Annotated in this window: 17 protein-coding genes, 1 tRNA gene and 1 pseudogene; 10 read left to right on the top strand and 9 right to left on the bottom strand. The window is 64.4% G+C overall.

All coding sequences use genetic code 11. The features are described from left to right. Positions 1–274 precede the first annotated feature (274 nt). Together U5S82_13345 and U5S82_13340 are read left to right on the top strand one after the other, a co-directional pair. Positions 275–763, top strand: coding sequence for a CmcJ/NvfI family oxidoreductase (locus U5S82_13345; GenBank protein MDZ7752618.1), 489 nt, complete (start codon positions 275–277; stop codon positions 761–763). After that, entirely contained in the window at positions 741–989 is a 249-nt protein-coding gene (locus tag U5S82_13340) for a hypothetical protein (protein MDZ7752617.1), read from the top strand. Before U5S82_13345 ends, U5S82_13340 begins: the two co-directional genes overlap by 23 nt. Here the strand turns inward: U5S82_13340 and U5S82_13335 are convergent, their stop codons facing one another. Next, positions 990–2213, bottom strand: coding sequence for a cytochrome P450 (locus tag U5S82_13335; protein ID MDZ7752616.1), 1224 nt, complete (start codon positions 2211–2213; stop codon positions 990–992). It abuts the gene before it with no gap. Next, the gene (locus U5S82_13330; protein MDZ7752615.1) at positions 2214–3398 is read right to left on the bottom strand and encodes a cytochrome P450; all 1185 of its coding nucleotides are present in this window, start codon (positions 3396–3398) and stop codon (positions 2214–2216) included. A gap of 76 nt (positions 3399–3474) precedes the next feature. Between U5S82_13330 and U5S82_13325 the strand changes: the two genes are divergently transcribed. Further along, on the top strand, positions 3475–4689 hold the full coding sequence (locus U5S82_13325) for an aromatic ring-hydroxylating dioxygenase subunit alpha (protein MDZ7752614.1): 1215 nt from the start codon (positions 3475–3477) through the stop codon (positions 4687–4689). Here the strand turns inward: U5S82_13325 and U5S82_13320 are convergent. From U5S82_13320 to U5S82_13305, 4 genes and pseudogenes are all read right to left on the bottom strand, one after another. Then, positions 4686–4919: an MbtH family protein gene (locus tag U5S82_13320; protein MDZ7752613.1), complete on the bottom strand. Its 234-nt coding sequence runs from the start codon at positions 4917–4919 to the stop codon at positions 4686–4688. The two genes, U5S82_13325 and U5S82_13320, sit on opposite strands and share 4 nt — an antisense overlap. A gap of 55 nt (positions 4920–4974) precedes the next feature. Beyond that, a pseudogene (locus U5S82_13315) lies at positions 4975–5100 on the bottom strand (dihydroorotate dehydrogenase). A gap of 350 nt (positions 5101–5450) precedes the next feature. After that, the gene (locus tag U5S82_13310; protein MDZ7752612.1) at positions 5451–6092 is read right to left on the bottom strand and encodes a 4'-phosphopantetheinyl transferase superfamily protein; all 642 of its coding nucleotides are present in this window, start codon (positions 6090–6092) and stop codon (positions 5451–5453) included. A 204-nt stretch (positions 6093–6296) separates the two neighbouring features. Then, positions 6297–6387, bottom strand: a tRNA-Ser gene (locus U5S82_13305). A 323-nt stretch (positions 6388–6710) separates the two neighbouring features. Here U5S82_13305 and U5S82_13300 point away from each other — a divergent pair. From U5S82_13300 to U5S82_13290, 3 genes are all read left to right on the top strand, one after another. Continuing rightward, positions 6711–7004 carry an IS4 family transposase gene (locus U5S82_13300; protein ID MDZ7752611.1) on the top strand — a complete coding sequence of 98 codons (294 nt, stop codon included), beginning with the start codon at positions 6711–6713 and terminating at the stop codon, positions 7002–7004. A 324-nt stretch (positions 7005–7328) separates the two neighbouring features. Next, a complete protein-coding gene (locus U5S82_13295; protein MDZ7752610.1) occupies positions 7329–8351 on the top strand; it encodes a PEP-CTERM sorting domain-containing protein in 1023 nt (340 codons plus the stop codon). A 264-nt stretch (positions 8352–8615) separates the two neighbouring features. After that, positions 8616–9104, top strand: coding sequence for an invasion associated locus B family protein (locus tag U5S82_13290; GenBank protein MDZ7752609.1), 489 nt, complete (start codon positions 8616–8618; stop codon positions 9102–9104). 238 nt (positions 9105–9342) lie between these two features. Here U5S82_13290 and U5S82_13285 read toward each other — a convergent pair whose 3' ends face one another. The 3 genes from U5S82_13285 to U5S82_13275 form a co-directional block, all read right to left on the bottom strand. Further along, positions 9343–9768: a Fur family transcriptional regulator gene (locus U5S82_13285; protein MDZ7752608.1), complete on the bottom strand. Its 426-nt coding sequence runs from the start codon at positions 9766–9768 to the stop codon at positions 9343–9345. A gap of 142 nt (positions 9769–9910) precedes the next feature. Beyond that, complete coding sequence (gene thiO / locus U5S82_13280; protein ID MDZ7752607.1) at positions 9911–11026, bottom strand: glycine oxidase ThiO; 1116 nt, start codon at positions 11024–11026, stop codon at positions 9911–9913. 7 nt (positions 11027–11033) lie between these two features. Further along, positions 11034–11552: a DUF4124 domain-containing protein gene (locus U5S82_13275; protein MDZ7752606.1), complete on the bottom strand. Its 519-nt coding sequence runs from the start codon at positions 11550–11552 to the stop codon at positions 11034–11036. A 406-nt stretch (positions 11553–11958) separates the two neighbouring features. Between U5S82_13275 and U5S82_13270 the strand changes: the two genes are divergently transcribed. From U5S82_13270 to U5S82_13255, 4 genes are read left to right on the top strand one after another with little or no spacing between them, the layout of a single operon-like run. Further along, positions 11959–12537: a GspH/FimT family pseudopilin gene (locus tag U5S82_13270; GenBank protein MDZ7752605.1), complete on the top strand. Its 579-nt coding sequence runs from the start codon at positions 11959–11961 to the stop codon at positions 12535–12537. Then, entirely contained in the window at positions 12534–13094 is a 561-nt protein-coding gene (gene pilV / locus U5S82_13265) for a type IV pilus modification protein PilV (protein MDZ7752604.1), read from the top strand. The genes U5S82_13270 and pilV overlap by 4 nt, the downstream gene beginning before the upstream one ends. Then, a complete protein-coding gene (locus U5S82_13260) occupies positions 13091–14044 on the top strand; it encodes a PilW family protein (protein ID MDZ7752603.1) in 954 nt (317 codons plus the stop codon). Before pilV ends, U5S82_13260 begins: the two co-directional genes overlap by 4 nt. Then, positions 14041–14622 (top strand): PilX N-terminal domain-containing pilus assembly protein, encoded by a 582-nt coding sequence (locus U5S82_13255; GenBank protein MDZ7752602.1) that lies wholly within the window; start codon positions 14041–14043, stop codon positions 14620–14622. Before U5S82_13260 ends, U5S82_13255 begins: the two co-directional genes overlap by 4 nt. The last annotated feature ends 37 nt before the right edge of the window (positions 14623–14659 follow it).

Genomic DNA, 14659 nt, shown 5'->3' with positions numbered 1-14659 from the left:
CCGGCGCTTCGTTGTGGTTAGGCCACTGACGAGAATTAGCTTGTCACTCTTATACCCGCATCGAGCTTATCCGTAGTGGTCGCCAGATCGAAAGATGGCAAGTTAATTTCGATCAGACTCCTTGGTTAGTATAAGTCGCACCTTGAGTTTAAGAAACACCTGCAGAAGGTCACTCTGGGCGCCCGTGATGGACATCGATACAACGGTGCGTTTCCTCGGACCGCCGTGTGACGGCCGTCCGCGCTTCCACAAACGGCAACTCTAGCACGACAACCTGCCGCTTATCGGGCACCGCGCGCGGGTTCTCGATCGACATGCGTCGACAGGCCGACCGACTCTCGCGATCGAGGATTTCGAGCTCCTCAGCTGGCCGACCCGGGTGACCGACGTCGTCACGCCGGCTGGCCGACGCGCTCATGCGCGTGAGACCGAAGCCTTGATCATCAAGCACACCGCGGCCCTCGTCGCCCGGACGCTCGGCAGGGGCGTCGTTCGCCGCAGCGAGCACGCACCGAGGCATCTTCTGGACGGAACGACCGTACCCGCTCGGTTCGTGCACTGCGACTTCGCGGCCGGCATGGATCCTGACTGGGTGCGGCAGCAGTTGCCGCCGGATCAGGCGCCGTCGTACCCGACCGAGCGCATTGCGATCTTCAACGTCTGGCGCAGCCTGCCGCCGCCGCCGCAGGACACACTGCTCGCACTCTGCGACAGTCGCTCGCTCGATGCGAGCGGACCTCGTGGTCACCGATCAGGTCATTGACCGGCGAGATGCGCCAGAACAGTGCACAGAGATCGAGCTGGAGCGGTTTGCCGAGTCGCAGGCGTGGTCCTACTACTCAAATATGACGCCCGACGAGGTCATCGTGTTCGCGGGCTTCGACACGGCGGCGCCCGGCGGCGTACAGCACGCGGCGTTCGATGATCCGTCGGTCGATGGCCGGCCGCGAGAGAGCATCGACGAGCGCGTGCTCGCGGTGTTCGGCTGATCAGTCGAACACGCGCACGCGAACCTCGCGATAGTTCGACGAGAAGTTCGAGGCCAGGGGTTCGGCCCGGTCCACGACTTCGATGCGGTCGAAACGCACGAGCATCGCTTCGAGCAACAGGCCGAGCTCGAATCGGGCGACGTGGTGACCTAAGCAGCGATGGATGCCCGAGCCATAACCCAGGTGGCGGCGCGCGTTCGGCCGATCGACCCGGAGTTGGTCGCCGTCATCGAAGACCGTCTCGTCGCGGTTCGCCGAGCAATACCAGAGCACGACCTTGTCGCCCGCGCGTATCGTCTGGTCGCGGAGTTCCGTGTCTTCAGTCGCCGTCCGGCGCATGTGCGTAATCGGTGACTGCCAGCGCACAATCTCCTCGACGGCGTTGTCTATCAGCCCGGGCGCCTGCTTGAGACTGGCCCATTGCTCGGGATAGCGATCGAACGCGACGACGCACCCGGACAACGCCGCCTGTGCCGCCTCGTTCGCGCCCGCGATCAAGGAGACCGTGCCAACGAGGCGCATCGGGTCGGCGCCCATGCTGGCCGTGCCGGGGTCGTTCGCCAGTGCCGAGAGGATGTCTGGGCCGCCCTGGCCGACACGCGCCCGCCAGAGACTGAGTAGGCGTTCGCGATAGGCGGCGAGCGCCTCGTCACGCTCGACCCAGCTGGTGACGAGGCCGTCTGGTGTCGGCGTCGTCACGAGCACTTTATACAATCGGTCGAGTTGCTCGCGCTCGTGTTGCGGAAAGTCGAACAGCCGCGCCGCCATGCGCGTCGTCAACTCGCGCGCGACCCGGCACCCCCAGTCGAACGTCTCGGCTCGCGGCAGACCGTCGAGTATCGTCGCGATCCACGCCCGCGTCTCGGCCTCGAGCGCCTTGAGTCTCGGCGGTGATACACACGGGACGACGGGTCTGCGCTCACGGGCGTGCACGGGTGGGTCGGCCGTGGCGAAGGCCTGCGTGCAGTCGAACTCGGGCGGTACGTCACCGATGATGATGTTGCCCTGCGACGAATAAATCGCGGGGTCTTTCTCGACCCGAACGATGTCGTCGTGACGCATCACCGACCAGTAGGGACCGTATGCGCTGTTGGCGCAATAGTGCACGGGCGCCTCGCGGCGCAAGCGTGCAAACACCGACCAGTGACCGCCGCAACGGAAGCGCTCGGGATCGCTGACGTCCAGTGTGGCCAGCGGCTCCGCGTCGTCGGCGATCGATGGCATCTACCAGCGCAACCCGAGTTCGAGCATGGCGCCCAGGATGCCGCTTTGCATGCGCGGCGGTCTGGCCGGGTCGACCTCAAACTGCGGTATGGCGGCGAGCCAGGCATCGATGATCGCCCGGAGTTCCGCCGTAGCGAGCAGGTGACCGGGGCAGTGATGAACGCCGTTGCCGAACACACTGCTCGGTTTGGGATCGCGATCGAAGTCGACGTCGAGCGGCTGCGCGAACTCGCGGTCGTCGAGTCCGTGCAGCGGCGGCAGTACGATCATGTCGCCGGCCTGGATCACGACGCCATGCAGGTACTGCTCGCATTTCGCGAGCCGTGCCTTGGTCATGAGCGGGAAGCGCCTGAGCATCTCGCCGACGGCCCGTTCGATCGCGCCGGGATCGGCGACGAGTCGGGCACGGTGTTCGGGGTTCCGGGCCAGGAACGCCATCATCAGGCCAGCGGCGGACACGACCGTGTCGAAGCCACCGGTCAGTACCGCCGTCGCGATGTCGACCGCTTCGTCCTCGGACAGTGCGCGGCCCTCGACCTCGCCGACCGACAGTCGACTCAGTAAGTCATCACCTGGACTCAGGCGGCGATCGACGATGTACGGTCGTAAGAAGTCAGCGTAGCGCTGCATCAGCGGTACGTCGGTTGCATCGGGGGCTTCGCCATAGCGCGGCAGATCGGCGGCCGAGGACGCGGGCACACCGGCCAGGGCGAGGAACAACCGGACCGGGATCGACTCCGCAACGTCGATGACGAACTCGCACCGGCCTACGTCACGCACGCGAGCGACTGCCTCTCGCGCCAGCGTCTCGAGGATGGGCGCCGCTTCCCTGACGCGCGCAGGCGTCAAAGCGGCCGCGATCACTTTGCGATACGGACGATGCGCCGGCGGGTCGAGCGTCGTCGGCCTGAGCGGAAATCGCTCGCCGAACTCGCGCGGCACGATCGTGATGTTCGACGAGAAGTGCTCGTGGTCGGCGTAGACGTGGGCGATGTCGCGACCCCGCGTCGCGATCCAGTGGCCGCCGTTCTGCGTGGTCCACAACAGGTCGAACGCGTGCTCGTCCTGCAAGCGCTTCCACGCCTTATACAGATCGCACTCGGCCTCCGGCATGCGATAGATGTCGATGTCGACGACGCGGTCCGGCGGCACGTGCGGCGGTATGTGCTCGTCTCGCCCGGTCATCCGCCGTTAGTCATTCTTGATAATCCGATGTCTTGCTGTGACTATTGCAGTGCTTACACGGTACGTCAACAGGACTATGGACGACGGCAACCCTACGGCGCGACGCCGGCAGACCGCGGCTGGCATGCGGCGACGACTGCTGGCACACCTCGCCGCGGGCGGTACGACCGACTGTGCGGCGGCGGCGATGACGAACGATCGCAACGTGTACATCGATCCTGCCCGGGCCGAGCGGGAAAAAGACAGACTGTTTCGCGCGTTGCCGCTCGTCGCCGGACTCTCGTGCGACGTGGCCGAGCCGGGTGACTGTCTGTTGTTCGAGGCCGTCGGTGCATCAGCCGCAATCGTTCGCGGCGACGACGGCGAGCTGCGCGGGTTCCTCAACATGTGCGTGCATCGTGGCGCGAGGCTCCTCGGCCCCAACGAAACGGGGCGGTGTTCGCGACACCGTCAGCTGGTCTGCCCGTTTCATGGCTGGGCCTACGATCTCCACGGGCGGCTCGTAGGCGTGCCGGGCCGCGCTGGCTTCGACGACGCGGTGCTGGCTGGGCGACGGCTCGTGTCTGTTGCCGTGGCAGAGCGGCACGGACTCGTCTTCGTGCAATTGCGCGGCGCAACGATCGATGTCGATCGGCACCTAGGCGACCTCGCGGCACAACTCGTTGACATCGAGTTCGAGGACTTGGCGCCGATCCGTCACAGCCGTCTGCAGGCAGCGACCGACTGGAAGCTCGCTATGGACACGTACTGCGAGGGGTATCATTTCGGTGTACTGCATCGCGACTCGATTGGCGATGCCTATCACAGCAACGTCGCCATCTTCGATGCTTACGGCCCACACTGGCGCCTGGGTTTTGCCGAACGCACACTCGATCCGCTCCTCGATCGGCCCGAAGGCGCGTGGCCAGTGCCTGCGTTCAACGCCGTGTACTGCCTGTTTCCGAATGTCGTCGTCGTCGCCGGCGAACTTGAAGGTGGAAACGCCTGCTTGCGTATGTTCCGGCTGTTTCCGGGCGCGCGACCCGGCACGATGTCCTGCCACATCGCGGCGTATGCGACGCGTTCAGTCGCGGACGACAACACGCTGGTCGAGCGCTACTTCGCGCAGGACGATGCAGAGAGTCCGATCACGCACGAGGACTATGCGATGGCCGAGGCGGCTTACGCAAATGCCCTGGCAGCGCCGGACGGATTTCGATTCGTGTACGGACAGAACGAGCCGGCGCTGCAATGGTTCCATCGCGCTGTGGCCGAACGGATGGGCGAGACGCCGCCGGGTCAGTCGTCCTAACGGCTGGCGCGGTCTTTCGCGTCCTGCTCCATCTGACGAACAAGGCTTAGCGGCCGCATGTCGGTCCAGTGCTCGTCGACCCAGGCCAGACACTCACTGCGGCTGCCCGTCGGTCCCGTTGCGCGCCAGCCGGCCGGGATCTCGAGGAACTCTGGCCAGAGCGAATACTGGCCCTCGTCGTTGACGAGCACGAGGAACGTGCCGTCCTCATTGTCGAACGGATTGGTCATGGCGGTGCCTCCTTTGTCGTTGTTGACCTGCCATCAGTCGGCCTCGAGGCCAGAACTTCACGTTCAACGCGATGTCGGTCTGGTTCGGGGACAGCTTCGTGATGATCGGTTTGGTTATCAGCGCCCGGCAGGCGGCGACGACGCGCGCCGACATGTCGGGGTCGTTGCCGAAATGGACGCCCGTTCTGGCTACTTCCTGCATCCGCCGCGGTGTCACGAGGGCATAGTTCCTGCGGATAAGCGTCGGCTTCGTCCAGCACGACGGCCTGCGCGAACGAGAGCGGCGACCGCCCGTCCAGCGGATCCCTTAGGAATGCGTCGAGGTCGCGCACCAAATCGCCGTGTTCAGGATTGAAGCCTGGCATCTTACTGTCACGCCAAAAGAAAGATAAGCAGACCCTGAGATCTGGGCAGTATCGTAAGCGGAATCTTCATTCGTGATCACTCCGGCACCTAGTCAGCGGCTGCTTAAACGCGTTGACGGCGGCGTTTCCTTATTTACTCTCAATCTCATCCGTACCACGCGAGCGCTCACACCACGATCGCCGTGCCTACTAGTTGGTCGGTTTGAACATAGCGCCCGGTGACGATGCGTAAGCTACTATCGATTGAATCCAGATCTGGAACAAGCAGGGTTGCCGTGAATGATTGGGATCTTGCGAGGAAGCTGACACGGGCCTGCTCGAAGCCCAACCACTGTCCGGTGAGTGGAAACCACATCTTAAAGACGCTCTCCTTCGCGCTGAACAGCAGCCGATCCCAGGGGTAATCCGGATGCGACTCGATCCAGGTCTTTTCCTCTTCGTGATGCGCGATGAGGCCGAGTACACCCGGAGGCAACGGTCTCGCCGGCTCGGCGTCAATTCCGATGGACTTGACATCTTGCTTGGATGCGACCGCGGCCGCGCAATATCCAGTGCAGTGAGTAATGCTTCCGACGAAACCCTGCGGCCACCTGGGCGCGCGGCTAGGGTCGTTGAGTAAGGGTCCACACGATGCGCCGAGAGCTGCCAGAGCGCGATGCGCGCAATGACGCCCCAGAGCGAAGTCACGACGTCGCTTTGTCGATGCGGCACGGACAGCGGCCTCTTCCTCCGGAAACAGCCGTACCTCAACCTCCGAGTCAGTAATATCGGCGACCGCTACGAAAGGCGGAAGAATCTCCTTGAGCACATCTACTTCCTCACGCGTTCACTCGTTCCTTCGGCAGTCGCTGATCGCGGACAGGCAATACGGAAGCAAGCACCTCTCGACGGGATCTGCTCCACCCTCAGAGCTGCGCATAGAACATGTCCGAAATCGTGTCTAACTGGAGCCCAAACCACCCTAAAACACCCCTAAAATTAGACACGATTGGCATCTAAGTTATTGATTTATTGGCGGAGAGGGAGGGATTCGAACCCTCGGTACGCTATTAACGTACACACACTTTCCAGGCGTGCTCCTTCAACCACTCGGACACCTCTCCAGGTCTTTGCTTCGTCTCTTATCCCCTCGCGGGAAATCATCCCTGACGGCGCACCCAGCTCGGCTGTCATGCCGCGCGTTGGTCGCTTTGCCTCCCGGTGCCGGCGCGCCAAGTGTTCCCGGCGCGGCGCCGGGTCCGGCTTGCTTGGCGCCCCGAGGGCGGCATGCGACGGCATGCAGGGCCGGCCGAAGGGCGCGCAGGGTATAACAGAACGGGGCGGATGGCAATTGACGGCAGCTTCCAACGACACACGAGTCTTAAGCGATCTGGCGTCTGAGGCCATAGGGGGATGATCGTGACACTCAAGACCCCAGAGGCTCCGGATGGTGATTGCCTGGCGGATCATGCTGATGACGCTGCTGGGACGGGAATCGCCCGAACTGCCGCCGGAGTTGCTATTCACGGACGTCGAGCTGAAAGTCCTGCGCCGCTACGCGATGAAGCGCAAGGGTAAGGAGATCCACACCCTGCGTGATGCGGTGACGTGGACGGCCATCCTTGGCGGGTATCAGAACCGCAAGCACGCCCCCCCACCGGGTGCCGACCTGACGTGGTACGGCCGCATGAAACTGGCGGCGATGTGCGAGGTGGTGGAACTGTACGATTTGGAAGACTGACCCGATGCACCGAACCAACGACGTAAATGTGGCGGGGTATTTGTGGGTATAAGGGGGAGGGCTTGCCACCGATTCAAAGGACTGCGGTAAGACTGAGAGTGTCGGCGCCTGGAGGTGTCGGAAAACTTTACACGCCGGCCTCGATGAGTTGAGAACAGATTCTATAAACGCATGATAACTCTTTGATTAAAAAATGTTTCTCAAACTCTGGCAAGAATCCTGCAAGAAACTTGTGCGATGGAGGCTCTTGGCCAGCGAGTAGCCCTGTCGGACCTTTGCAATCAGCGGATATTCAGAAAACGGACGATACCTGGAGACATACTAATGAACATCATGAATTCACCTATGAAATTCGGCGGGGCGGCGGCCCTCACCCTGGCGATGGGGGCAGCCCATGGTGCCGCCATCATCGACAACGGCACCATCCAGCTGGGCGTGGACGACTTGGGCCAGCTCAACCCCCTGTCGCCCCTGGGCGTCGCCTCGCCCGTGACGGGCACCACTGTCGTCGGGCTGCGCTACCTGCCCACCGGCAACGAGTCCACCTCCCACGGCTGCCTGTGTGAGGGCTGGGGCGTCGGCATCGCCGACGGTGGGGGCACCGAGATCGCCAGCGGCAGCGCGAACAATGCCAGCGGCACCGGCGGACTGACCCTGGTCGCGTTCGCCTCCGACGCCAGCAGCGCCACTTCGGTGGTGACCCTCGACGGCACCGACCTGGAGATAACCCACGCCTTCGCCCCGGCGGCGGAGACCGATAACCTGTATCGGGTGACGGTCTCTATCGAGAACCAGGGAGCCACCGACGTGGCGGACCTGCGCTACACCCGCACCTTCGACTGGGACATCGAGCCGGACACGTTCAGTGAGTTCGTCACCCACGACGGTGTGGCCGAGGCGACGGCCGTGCTGGCGGCGGTCGACGACGGCTTCGTCGACTCGAATCCCTTCGCCGCTCGATTCGGTCCCATTGTGGCAGGGGGCGTCGGCGACTTCGAAGACCTCGGGCCCGCAGACCACGGCAGCAACTTCGACTTCGGCTTCGGCGAGTTGCTGGCCGGCGAGACCTTCACCTTCGACATCTTCTACGGCGGCGCGGCCACCGAGGTCGATGCCCTTGCCAGTCTGGGCGAGGTCGGTGCCGAAGTGTTCTCGCTGGGTCAGCCGGAGCGTGACCCTGGCGGCCAGGGCATCGACGGCAGCAACACGTTCATCTTCGGCTTCTCCGGAGTAGGCGGCGTGGCGGTTCCCGACCCGACCCCAACCGTCCCCGAGCCGGCAACCCTGTTCCTGCTGGGCAGCGGGTTGCTGGGCCTGGGTGCCGTGCGGCGCCGGCGCGGCCGTTAAGCACCCCCGGTTGGCACGGGTGGCGGGCTCCCGTCACCCCGCCGGCTCGGCTTTTACGGGGCGGCCCACAGGCCGCCCCTTTTCGTTGCCGGGCGCGGGTCGCCAGTGGACTTTCCGGCGGCCCGGGGGCTAGACTTGGCGGCATTTCGGGCGCCTTGGCCAGGGCGCAGTTCATGCGACCCGGGCTAGCGAGTTCCGCGGCCGCCTATGGCCTTGGCCCACTGGCGGGGCACCAAGCCACGTTGCACTAGGAGATGCACTATCATGAACTCTGCTTTGCCTCGCCTCGCAGGTACCCTCGTGGCAACCCTGCTGGCCGTCGCCATGGCCCACGCCCAGGAGCGAAACTACGGCGACTGGCGCTATGACTGCCCCCAGGGTCAGAATTGCCGCATCTACCAGTCCCTCGCCGAGCGGGGGGCCGAGCGGGCCTTTGTCACCATGGAGGTGGTGCGCCGCAACCAGGGCGGGGCCTATGCGTCCATCACTCTGCCGCTGGGCATCTATCTGCCGACGGGGATAGCAGTGCGGGTAGACCAAGGTCTGACCAGGGAACTACCGGTGACCGTCTGCCTGCCCGGTGGCTGCAAGGTGCTGCTGCCCCTGGACGACGAACTGCTGGACGCCATGGAGCGCGGTGAGCGCCTGCGACTGCGCTTCTATCAGGCCTCGGATGACCCGTTGGAAGTGACTCTGTCCCTGCGCGGTTTCACCGCTGGCCACGCGGCCCTGGGGCCGGAGCCCAGAGGCTGAGTAGCGTGGGTCGACCCCCTCGGCGATTCATCCTCGACCATCGCACCATCATTTAGCCCCATGGAGCGGAGTTAAAACGGCGAAAAGCGTAACCGTTTGTTTGCAGGCGCTTATTTGGTGCTGGTGAGACGAATCGAACGCCCGGCCTACGGATTACGAATCAGGTTGCTCTACCGGCTGGGCTACACAGGCGGTGTGGGGCGGATTATAGCGGCTCGAGAGGGGTTCGGAAAAACCCTCAGTCGCGGCCCGGCGGGGGGCTGGGGCGCAGGCGGACGATGATGTCCACGCCCTCCACTTCCCGGCCCTCGGGGACGTCGGGCAGCTGGTGCAGATGGACGTCGTCCATTTCGATATCCGTGAGCCGGCCGGTGTCGGTGTCATAAAAATGATGATGGGGCCGGGTGTTGGAATCGTAGAACACGCGGGTGGAATCGGCGATGACGGTGCGGATGAGCCCCTTGTCGGCGAACAGGCCCAGGGTGTTGTAGACGGTGGCCTTGGAAACGTTACCGCCGGAGGCGTTGATGCGGCCGAGGACCTGATCCGCGGACAGGTGCTGGCGGCGCGAGAACAACAGTTCCGCGATCTCCAGGCGCTGCTGAGTGGGGGTGATGCCCCGCTCCCGCAGCAGCTTTATCAAAGTGTCTCGCTTGGATTCCATGGCTCGGGTTCTCGTTCGATCTCCCGGCATCGCCCGCAACGGCCCGCCGGTTTTGCCCCGGAGTGTAGCCCGCGATGGGCCCGCAAGCCAAGCAAAAGACCATTGAAAACAAAGGTTTTATGAAATCAAAACCCCGACTGCCTCACAAACCGAAGGCGCCCCGGCGGGGGCGGTCCACGGCATAGGGTGCGGGGTCGACTATGGGGGCGTGTCCCAGCACCAGGTCCGCCAACAGGCGCGCCGCGGCGGGGCCGAGGACGATGCCGTTGCGGTAGTGGCCGGCGTTGACGTAGAGCCCCTCCGTGCCGGGTACAGGCCCGATGTAGGGCACGCCGTCGGGGCTGCCGGGGCGCAGTCCCGCCCAGTGGTGCTCCACCGGATGGTCGCCGAGGGCGGGCACGATGGCCCGCGCGGCGGCCTCGAGATCGGCGCGGGCGGCGGCGGTGGTGCGTTTGTCGAAGCCGGCATCCTCCAGGGTACTGCCCACCAGCACGCGGCCATCGCGACGGGGTATGACATAGCGACCGCCGGCCAGCACCATGGGACCCACGGTATCCGAGGCGGCGCGGTAGAGCAGCATCTGGCCCCGTACCGGCTTGATAGCCACGGTGAGGAAGGGTTCCAGGAGTCGGGAGGCCCAGGCGCCCGTGGTGACCACCACGGCACCGGCCCGGATACGGCCCGCGGCGGTGACCACGCCATCCACCCGGCCCCGGGATCCCAGCAGCCCCTCCACCGCCTCGCCGGTGCGCACGACCACCCCCATCGCCTCCACTGCCCCCTCGAGCGCCCGCACCAGGCGGGGGTTACGCACCTGCCCCACCGCCGGCATCCAGGCGGCGCTGCGTCCCGGGGGTTGCACTTCGGGGGCGAGGGCCGCCAGTTCCGGCCGGTCGAGGCCGTCCACCTCGGCCCCCGCCGCCGGGGCCCATACCAGGGCGGGGGTCACCTCGTCCTCGTCCAGCATCAGCAGGCCACTGGCCTGGTACTCGGGATCGACGCCGGATTGCTCCTGCCACTCCCTGCACAGGGCCGCATAGCGGGCCTGCCCCCAGCGGGCCAGGGCCGTGACGGCCGCGTCATAGCGCCAGGGATAGAGGGGCGAAAGGATGCCGCCGCCGGCCCACGAGGCCTCCGCGCCCACCTCGCCGCGCTCGACGATGCACACGGCGAGACCGGCGGCGCGCAATTCACGGGCCACCAGCAGCCCGCTGATGCCGCCGCCGGCAACGACGATATCGAAGGCCACAGATGACACTAGAGACTCACTCGCAGAAACGACTCACCGCGGCCCGGGCGGCGTCCAGGCGCGTCTCGCGCTCCTCGCCCTGGATCCAGGTCACCTCGCCATCGGCGCCCCGGGCGCGCAGCCGGGGGGAGTTGGACAGGGACTCCAGCTCCTTGCGGGCGGCCTGACAGTTCTGCTGGCGGGCCGCGGCCACGGCCTCGGGGTCGGGCGGCACGGGCACCGTCTTCGTCTCTCCCTCGACATCCTCCCCCGTGCCATCCCCCTCTCCAGCCGCCGGCGCGGACTCGTCCGGCGATCCCTCGGCCTTCGGCGTCGCCGGGGCCTGGGTGCGCACGGTTATCACCTCGCTGTCGACGCCGGCCGGCGGCTGCCCGGAGAACTGGGGCACGCCCGCCTCGTCCGTCCACTTGTAGAAGGTGACGCCCCCGGCTTGAGCCGCGGACATGGCCCCGGCGAGGGCCCAAACCGCCAGCCCCCCCCACCAGATCGAACGGCCTGGCCGCAAGGACGACGATGGATGATGAATGGTCTTCATGGCTTCCTGGCTCAGGCTCTCATTGTTGGATTATTCGGCATTTTAAGGCTCATCATCCAACGGACTGAAGGCAGGAGTTCAAATACTTTATAGCTCATCAGCAGAATTCATGCGTGTAGATGAGAAGAGTTCCTCTCGCCAAGCCGTCAAGAGCGCCAAGTCCCATAATCTCAGTGCCTCCGTGAGAGATAACGCTTTTTTTGGCCAGCAGCGAACAGGCCACGAATACACATGAAAACAATGAGCTAAAGCGTTCTTGGCGAGAGCCCCTCGTTCGTTGTGGTGAAACTCTATCACGGCTTCTCGTCGCCTCACTACGCGCGCCCCGCCACCACTCGTCCGGCGGTTCATGCCGTCCGCTCCATCCAGGCTGGAACCGCCGGCCCGCGGATGCTAAACAACACTCATGGACACCTATCGCGGCTTCACCATTATCGAACTGATGATCACGATACTCATCGTGTCCATCCTGCTCGCCATCGGTGTACCGAGTATGCAGACCCTGATCATGAACAACCGCCTCACCTCTTCGGCCAACAACTTCCTGACGGAACTCAACCTGGCGCGCAGCGAGGCCATCAAGAGGGGAGTGCAGGTGGTGGTGTGCCGCACCAACGCCCCCAACGCCGACCCGCCGGTGTGTGGCGCCGGCACCGCCAACACCTGGACGGATGGCTGGATTACCTTCGTCAATGATAATGATGTGCTGGCCGCGGCCTATGATGACGGCAGCGAGACGCTTCTACGCGTCTCTTCGGGGCTGGAGGGTGGTTTAACCCTGATGGCCGACGACAACGCCGAAGAGAACCTGATATTCAACGCTGACGCTTCCCTGGGTAACGGTGCGGCAGCGACCCTGGCCCTGTGCGACGATCGCGGCGGAGAGTTCGGCCGCTATATCCGTATCAGCCCGACGGGGCGCCCGAACATAGTCCGAATCGCAGATGTAGAAGACCCTCCAACCGACGGGCACTGCACCCCATGATCATCCCTGCCCCCAGGACCATGACACGCCACCGCAGTGTTCGGGGTTTCACCCTGCTCGAGGTGCTCATCGCCATGGTGGTACTGGCGGTCGGCCTGCTGGGGCTGGCGGCACTGCAGACCCAGGCCCTGCGCTTCAACAACTCCGCCTACGTCCGCTCCCAGGCGGTGCAGTTGTCTTATGACATGGCGGACCGCATGCGGGCAAATTTGCCGGCGATCGAGGCTGGCGATTACAACACCTTCGCAGATTACAACTGCACCGCAGCCGACCTGCCGGCAGATCCCGGCTGTATTCAAACTGCTACCGGCTGTGCTGAGGCCGAGGATGTGGCTGAGACCGATTTCTTCATATGGAACCAGACCATCCGCGCCACCTTGCCCGCCGGCTGCGGCGTGGTGTCCCAGCCCACTGCCGAATTGGTCGAGATCACGGTATCGTGGACCGAGCAGGTGGATCTAGTGGGTCCGGACGACGATGGGGATTGCGTCCCGGACAGTCCGGATCCCGATGGCCAGCCTGATCAATACTGTTTCGTAATGCGGTTCGAACCATGAAGAGCGCCAAGACACAATCCGGCGTATCCCTCGTCGAGGTCCTGGTGGCCGTCGCCATCAGCGGCATCCTGCTGGCGGGCGTGGTCCAGATCTTCCTCAGCACCCGCCAGGCCTATACCACCATGGATGCCGCCTCACGGCTCCAAGAGGACGGCCGCTTCGCTATCAACTTCCTCGCCGATGAGTTGAGAAGAGCCGGGTACTACGGCTGCAACAGCCGCCAGTTGGGCGATGAAGCACCCGACTTGGAAGCCTTCGATACGGCCACGAGTACTGGCGACACCCTCGCGCTGCGCGTCCCCCTCACCGAGTCCTTCACCCTGACGGCAGATGCGGATACCACACCTTTCACCGTCAATGTCGATCGCTGCGCGGGCGAACCCTCTGATGACATCCAAACAGGCATGGATGTCGTACTGGCCGACTGTCGGGGCGCCATGATCCTTCAGGACGTCGACGTCGAATGCCCGACGGCCGAGGAGGCTCTCATTACCCCCACCGCCACATTGGGGCGCACCTTCGGCGCCAATCTCACCGAGGTATACCGCATAGCCACCCGGGTCTACTACGTAGACCTCAACGGCGATGGCGTTCCGGCGCTGTTCCGGCGCACCGACACCGAGGCCCCGATGGAGCTGGTGAGCGGCGTGGAAACCATGGCGATTCGTTATGGTGTTGATGAGAACGGCAATGGATTCGCCAACCGCTATACGAATGCGCCGACAGAGTGGGAGAATGTGGTCTCCGTCCAGATCGCGCTGTTAATCAGAAGTATTGAACCGGTCAAGACTTCTCCCGAAGAGCCCCCACGGCCGCATTGTCTGTTGGGAGACCCCATGGATGATGATTGCGACGGCGGCACGGCCATAAATCCTAATGATCGATACATGCGGCATGTCTACACCACCACCATCGCACTGCGTAACCGCATTCCCGTAGGCTCACCATGAATCCCTCTCCCCAGAGACATCATCGTCCCGCGCCTCCTCCCGCGATTCGCCAGCGCCAGGGCGGCGCCGCCCTGGTGGTGAGCCTGCTGCTGCTGGTCACCCTCACCCTCATCGGCCTGGCGGGCATGCGGGGCACCACCATGGAGGAGAAGATGGCGGGCAACATGCGGGACCGCAACGTAGCCTTCCAGGCCTCCGAGGGTGCGGTGCGCGCGGGGGAGAAATGGATAGCCCAGCAGACCGATCCACCGCCCACCGATCTCGCGGGCCCGCCCGGGGCCAACGTCTACTCCGAAGACGCCGATCTCTCAGACCTGAACCGCGAGGACCAGGCCTGGTGGGGCACCGACGAAAACACCCTGCCGGCAGAACCCCTTGAGGACGCCGACGGCAACGACATGGTGGCCGAACAGCCGCGCTATGTCATGCAGTACCTGGACTTCCGCCCCGACTCCTTCGACGTAGGGCTCGAAGAACCCACGGGAAAGCACTTCTACCGAGTCACCGGCCACGGCACGGGGATCTCGCCCACGGCCAGGGCCGTGGTGCAGACGACCTTCGTCAAACGCTTCAACTAGACACGGCCCCACCCCATAGTGGGTGCCTGCAAGAGGT

It is taken from the genome of Gammaproteobacteria bacterium, from assembly GCA_034522055.1.
Classification (GTDB): Bacteria; Pseudomonadota; Gammaproteobacteria; order JAABTG01; family JAABTG01; genus JAABTG01.
The sequence above is the reverse complement of the archived record's forward strand: the minus strand, read 5'-3'. Positions and strand labels throughout refer to the sequence as shown.

What these genes read in the sequence shown, in the direction of transcription:
- U5S82_13335 (MDZ7752616.1), bottom strand. Translation starts at nt 2,213, where the DNA reads ATGCCATCGATCGCCGACGACGCGGAGCCGCTGGCCACACTGGACGTC.
- U5S82_13330 (MDZ7752615.1), bottom strand. Translation starts at nt 3,398, where the DNA reads ATGACCGGGCGAGACGAGCACATACCGCCGCACGTGCCGCCGGACCGC.
- U5S82_13325 (MDZ7752614.1), top strand. Translation starts at nt 3,475, where the DNA reads ATGGACGACGGCAACCCTACGGCGCGACGCCGGCAGACCGCGGCTGGC.
- U5S82_13320 (MDZ7752613.1), bottom strand. Translation starts at nt 4,919, where the DNA reads ATGACCAATCCGTTCGACAATGAGGACGGCACGTTCCTCGTGCTCGTC.
- U5S82_13300 (MDZ7752611.1), top strand. Translation starts at nt 6,711, where the DNA reads ATGGTGATTGCCTGGCGGATCATGCTGATGACGCTGCTGGGACGGGAA.
- U5S82_13295 (MDZ7752610.1), top strand. Translation starts at nt 7,329, where the DNA reads ATGAACATCATGAATTCACCTATGAAATTCGGCGGGGCGGCGGCCCTC.
- U5S82_13290 (MDZ7752609.1), top strand. Translation starts at nt 8,616, where the DNA reads ATGAACTCTGCTTTGCCTCGCCTCGCAGGTACCCTCGTGGCAACCCTG.
- U5S82_13285 (MDZ7752608.1), bottom strand. Translation starts at nt 9,768, where the DNA reads ATGGAATCCAAGCGAGACACTTTGATAAAGCTGCTGCGGGAGCGGGGC.
- U5S82_13275 (MDZ7752606.1), bottom strand. Translation starts at nt 11,552, where the DNA reads ATGAAGACCATTCATCATCCATCGTCGTCCTTGCGGCCAGGCCGTTCG.
- U5S82_13270 (MDZ7752605.1), top strand. Translation starts at nt 11,959, where the DNA reads ATGGACACCTATCGCGGCTTCACCATTATCGAACTGATGATCACGATA.
- pilV (MDZ7752604.1), top strand. Translation starts at nt 12,534, where the DNA reads ATGATCATCCCTGCCCCCAGGACCATGACACGCCACCGCAGTGTTCGG.
- U5S82_13260 (MDZ7752603.1), top strand. Translation starts at nt 13,091, where the DNA reads ATGAAGAGCGCCAAGACACAATCCGGCGTATCCCTCGTCGAGGTCCTG.
- U5S82_13255 (MDZ7752602.1), top strand. Translation starts at nt 14,041, where the DNA reads ATGAATCCCTCTCCCCAGAGACATCATCGTCCCGCGCCTCCTCCCGCG.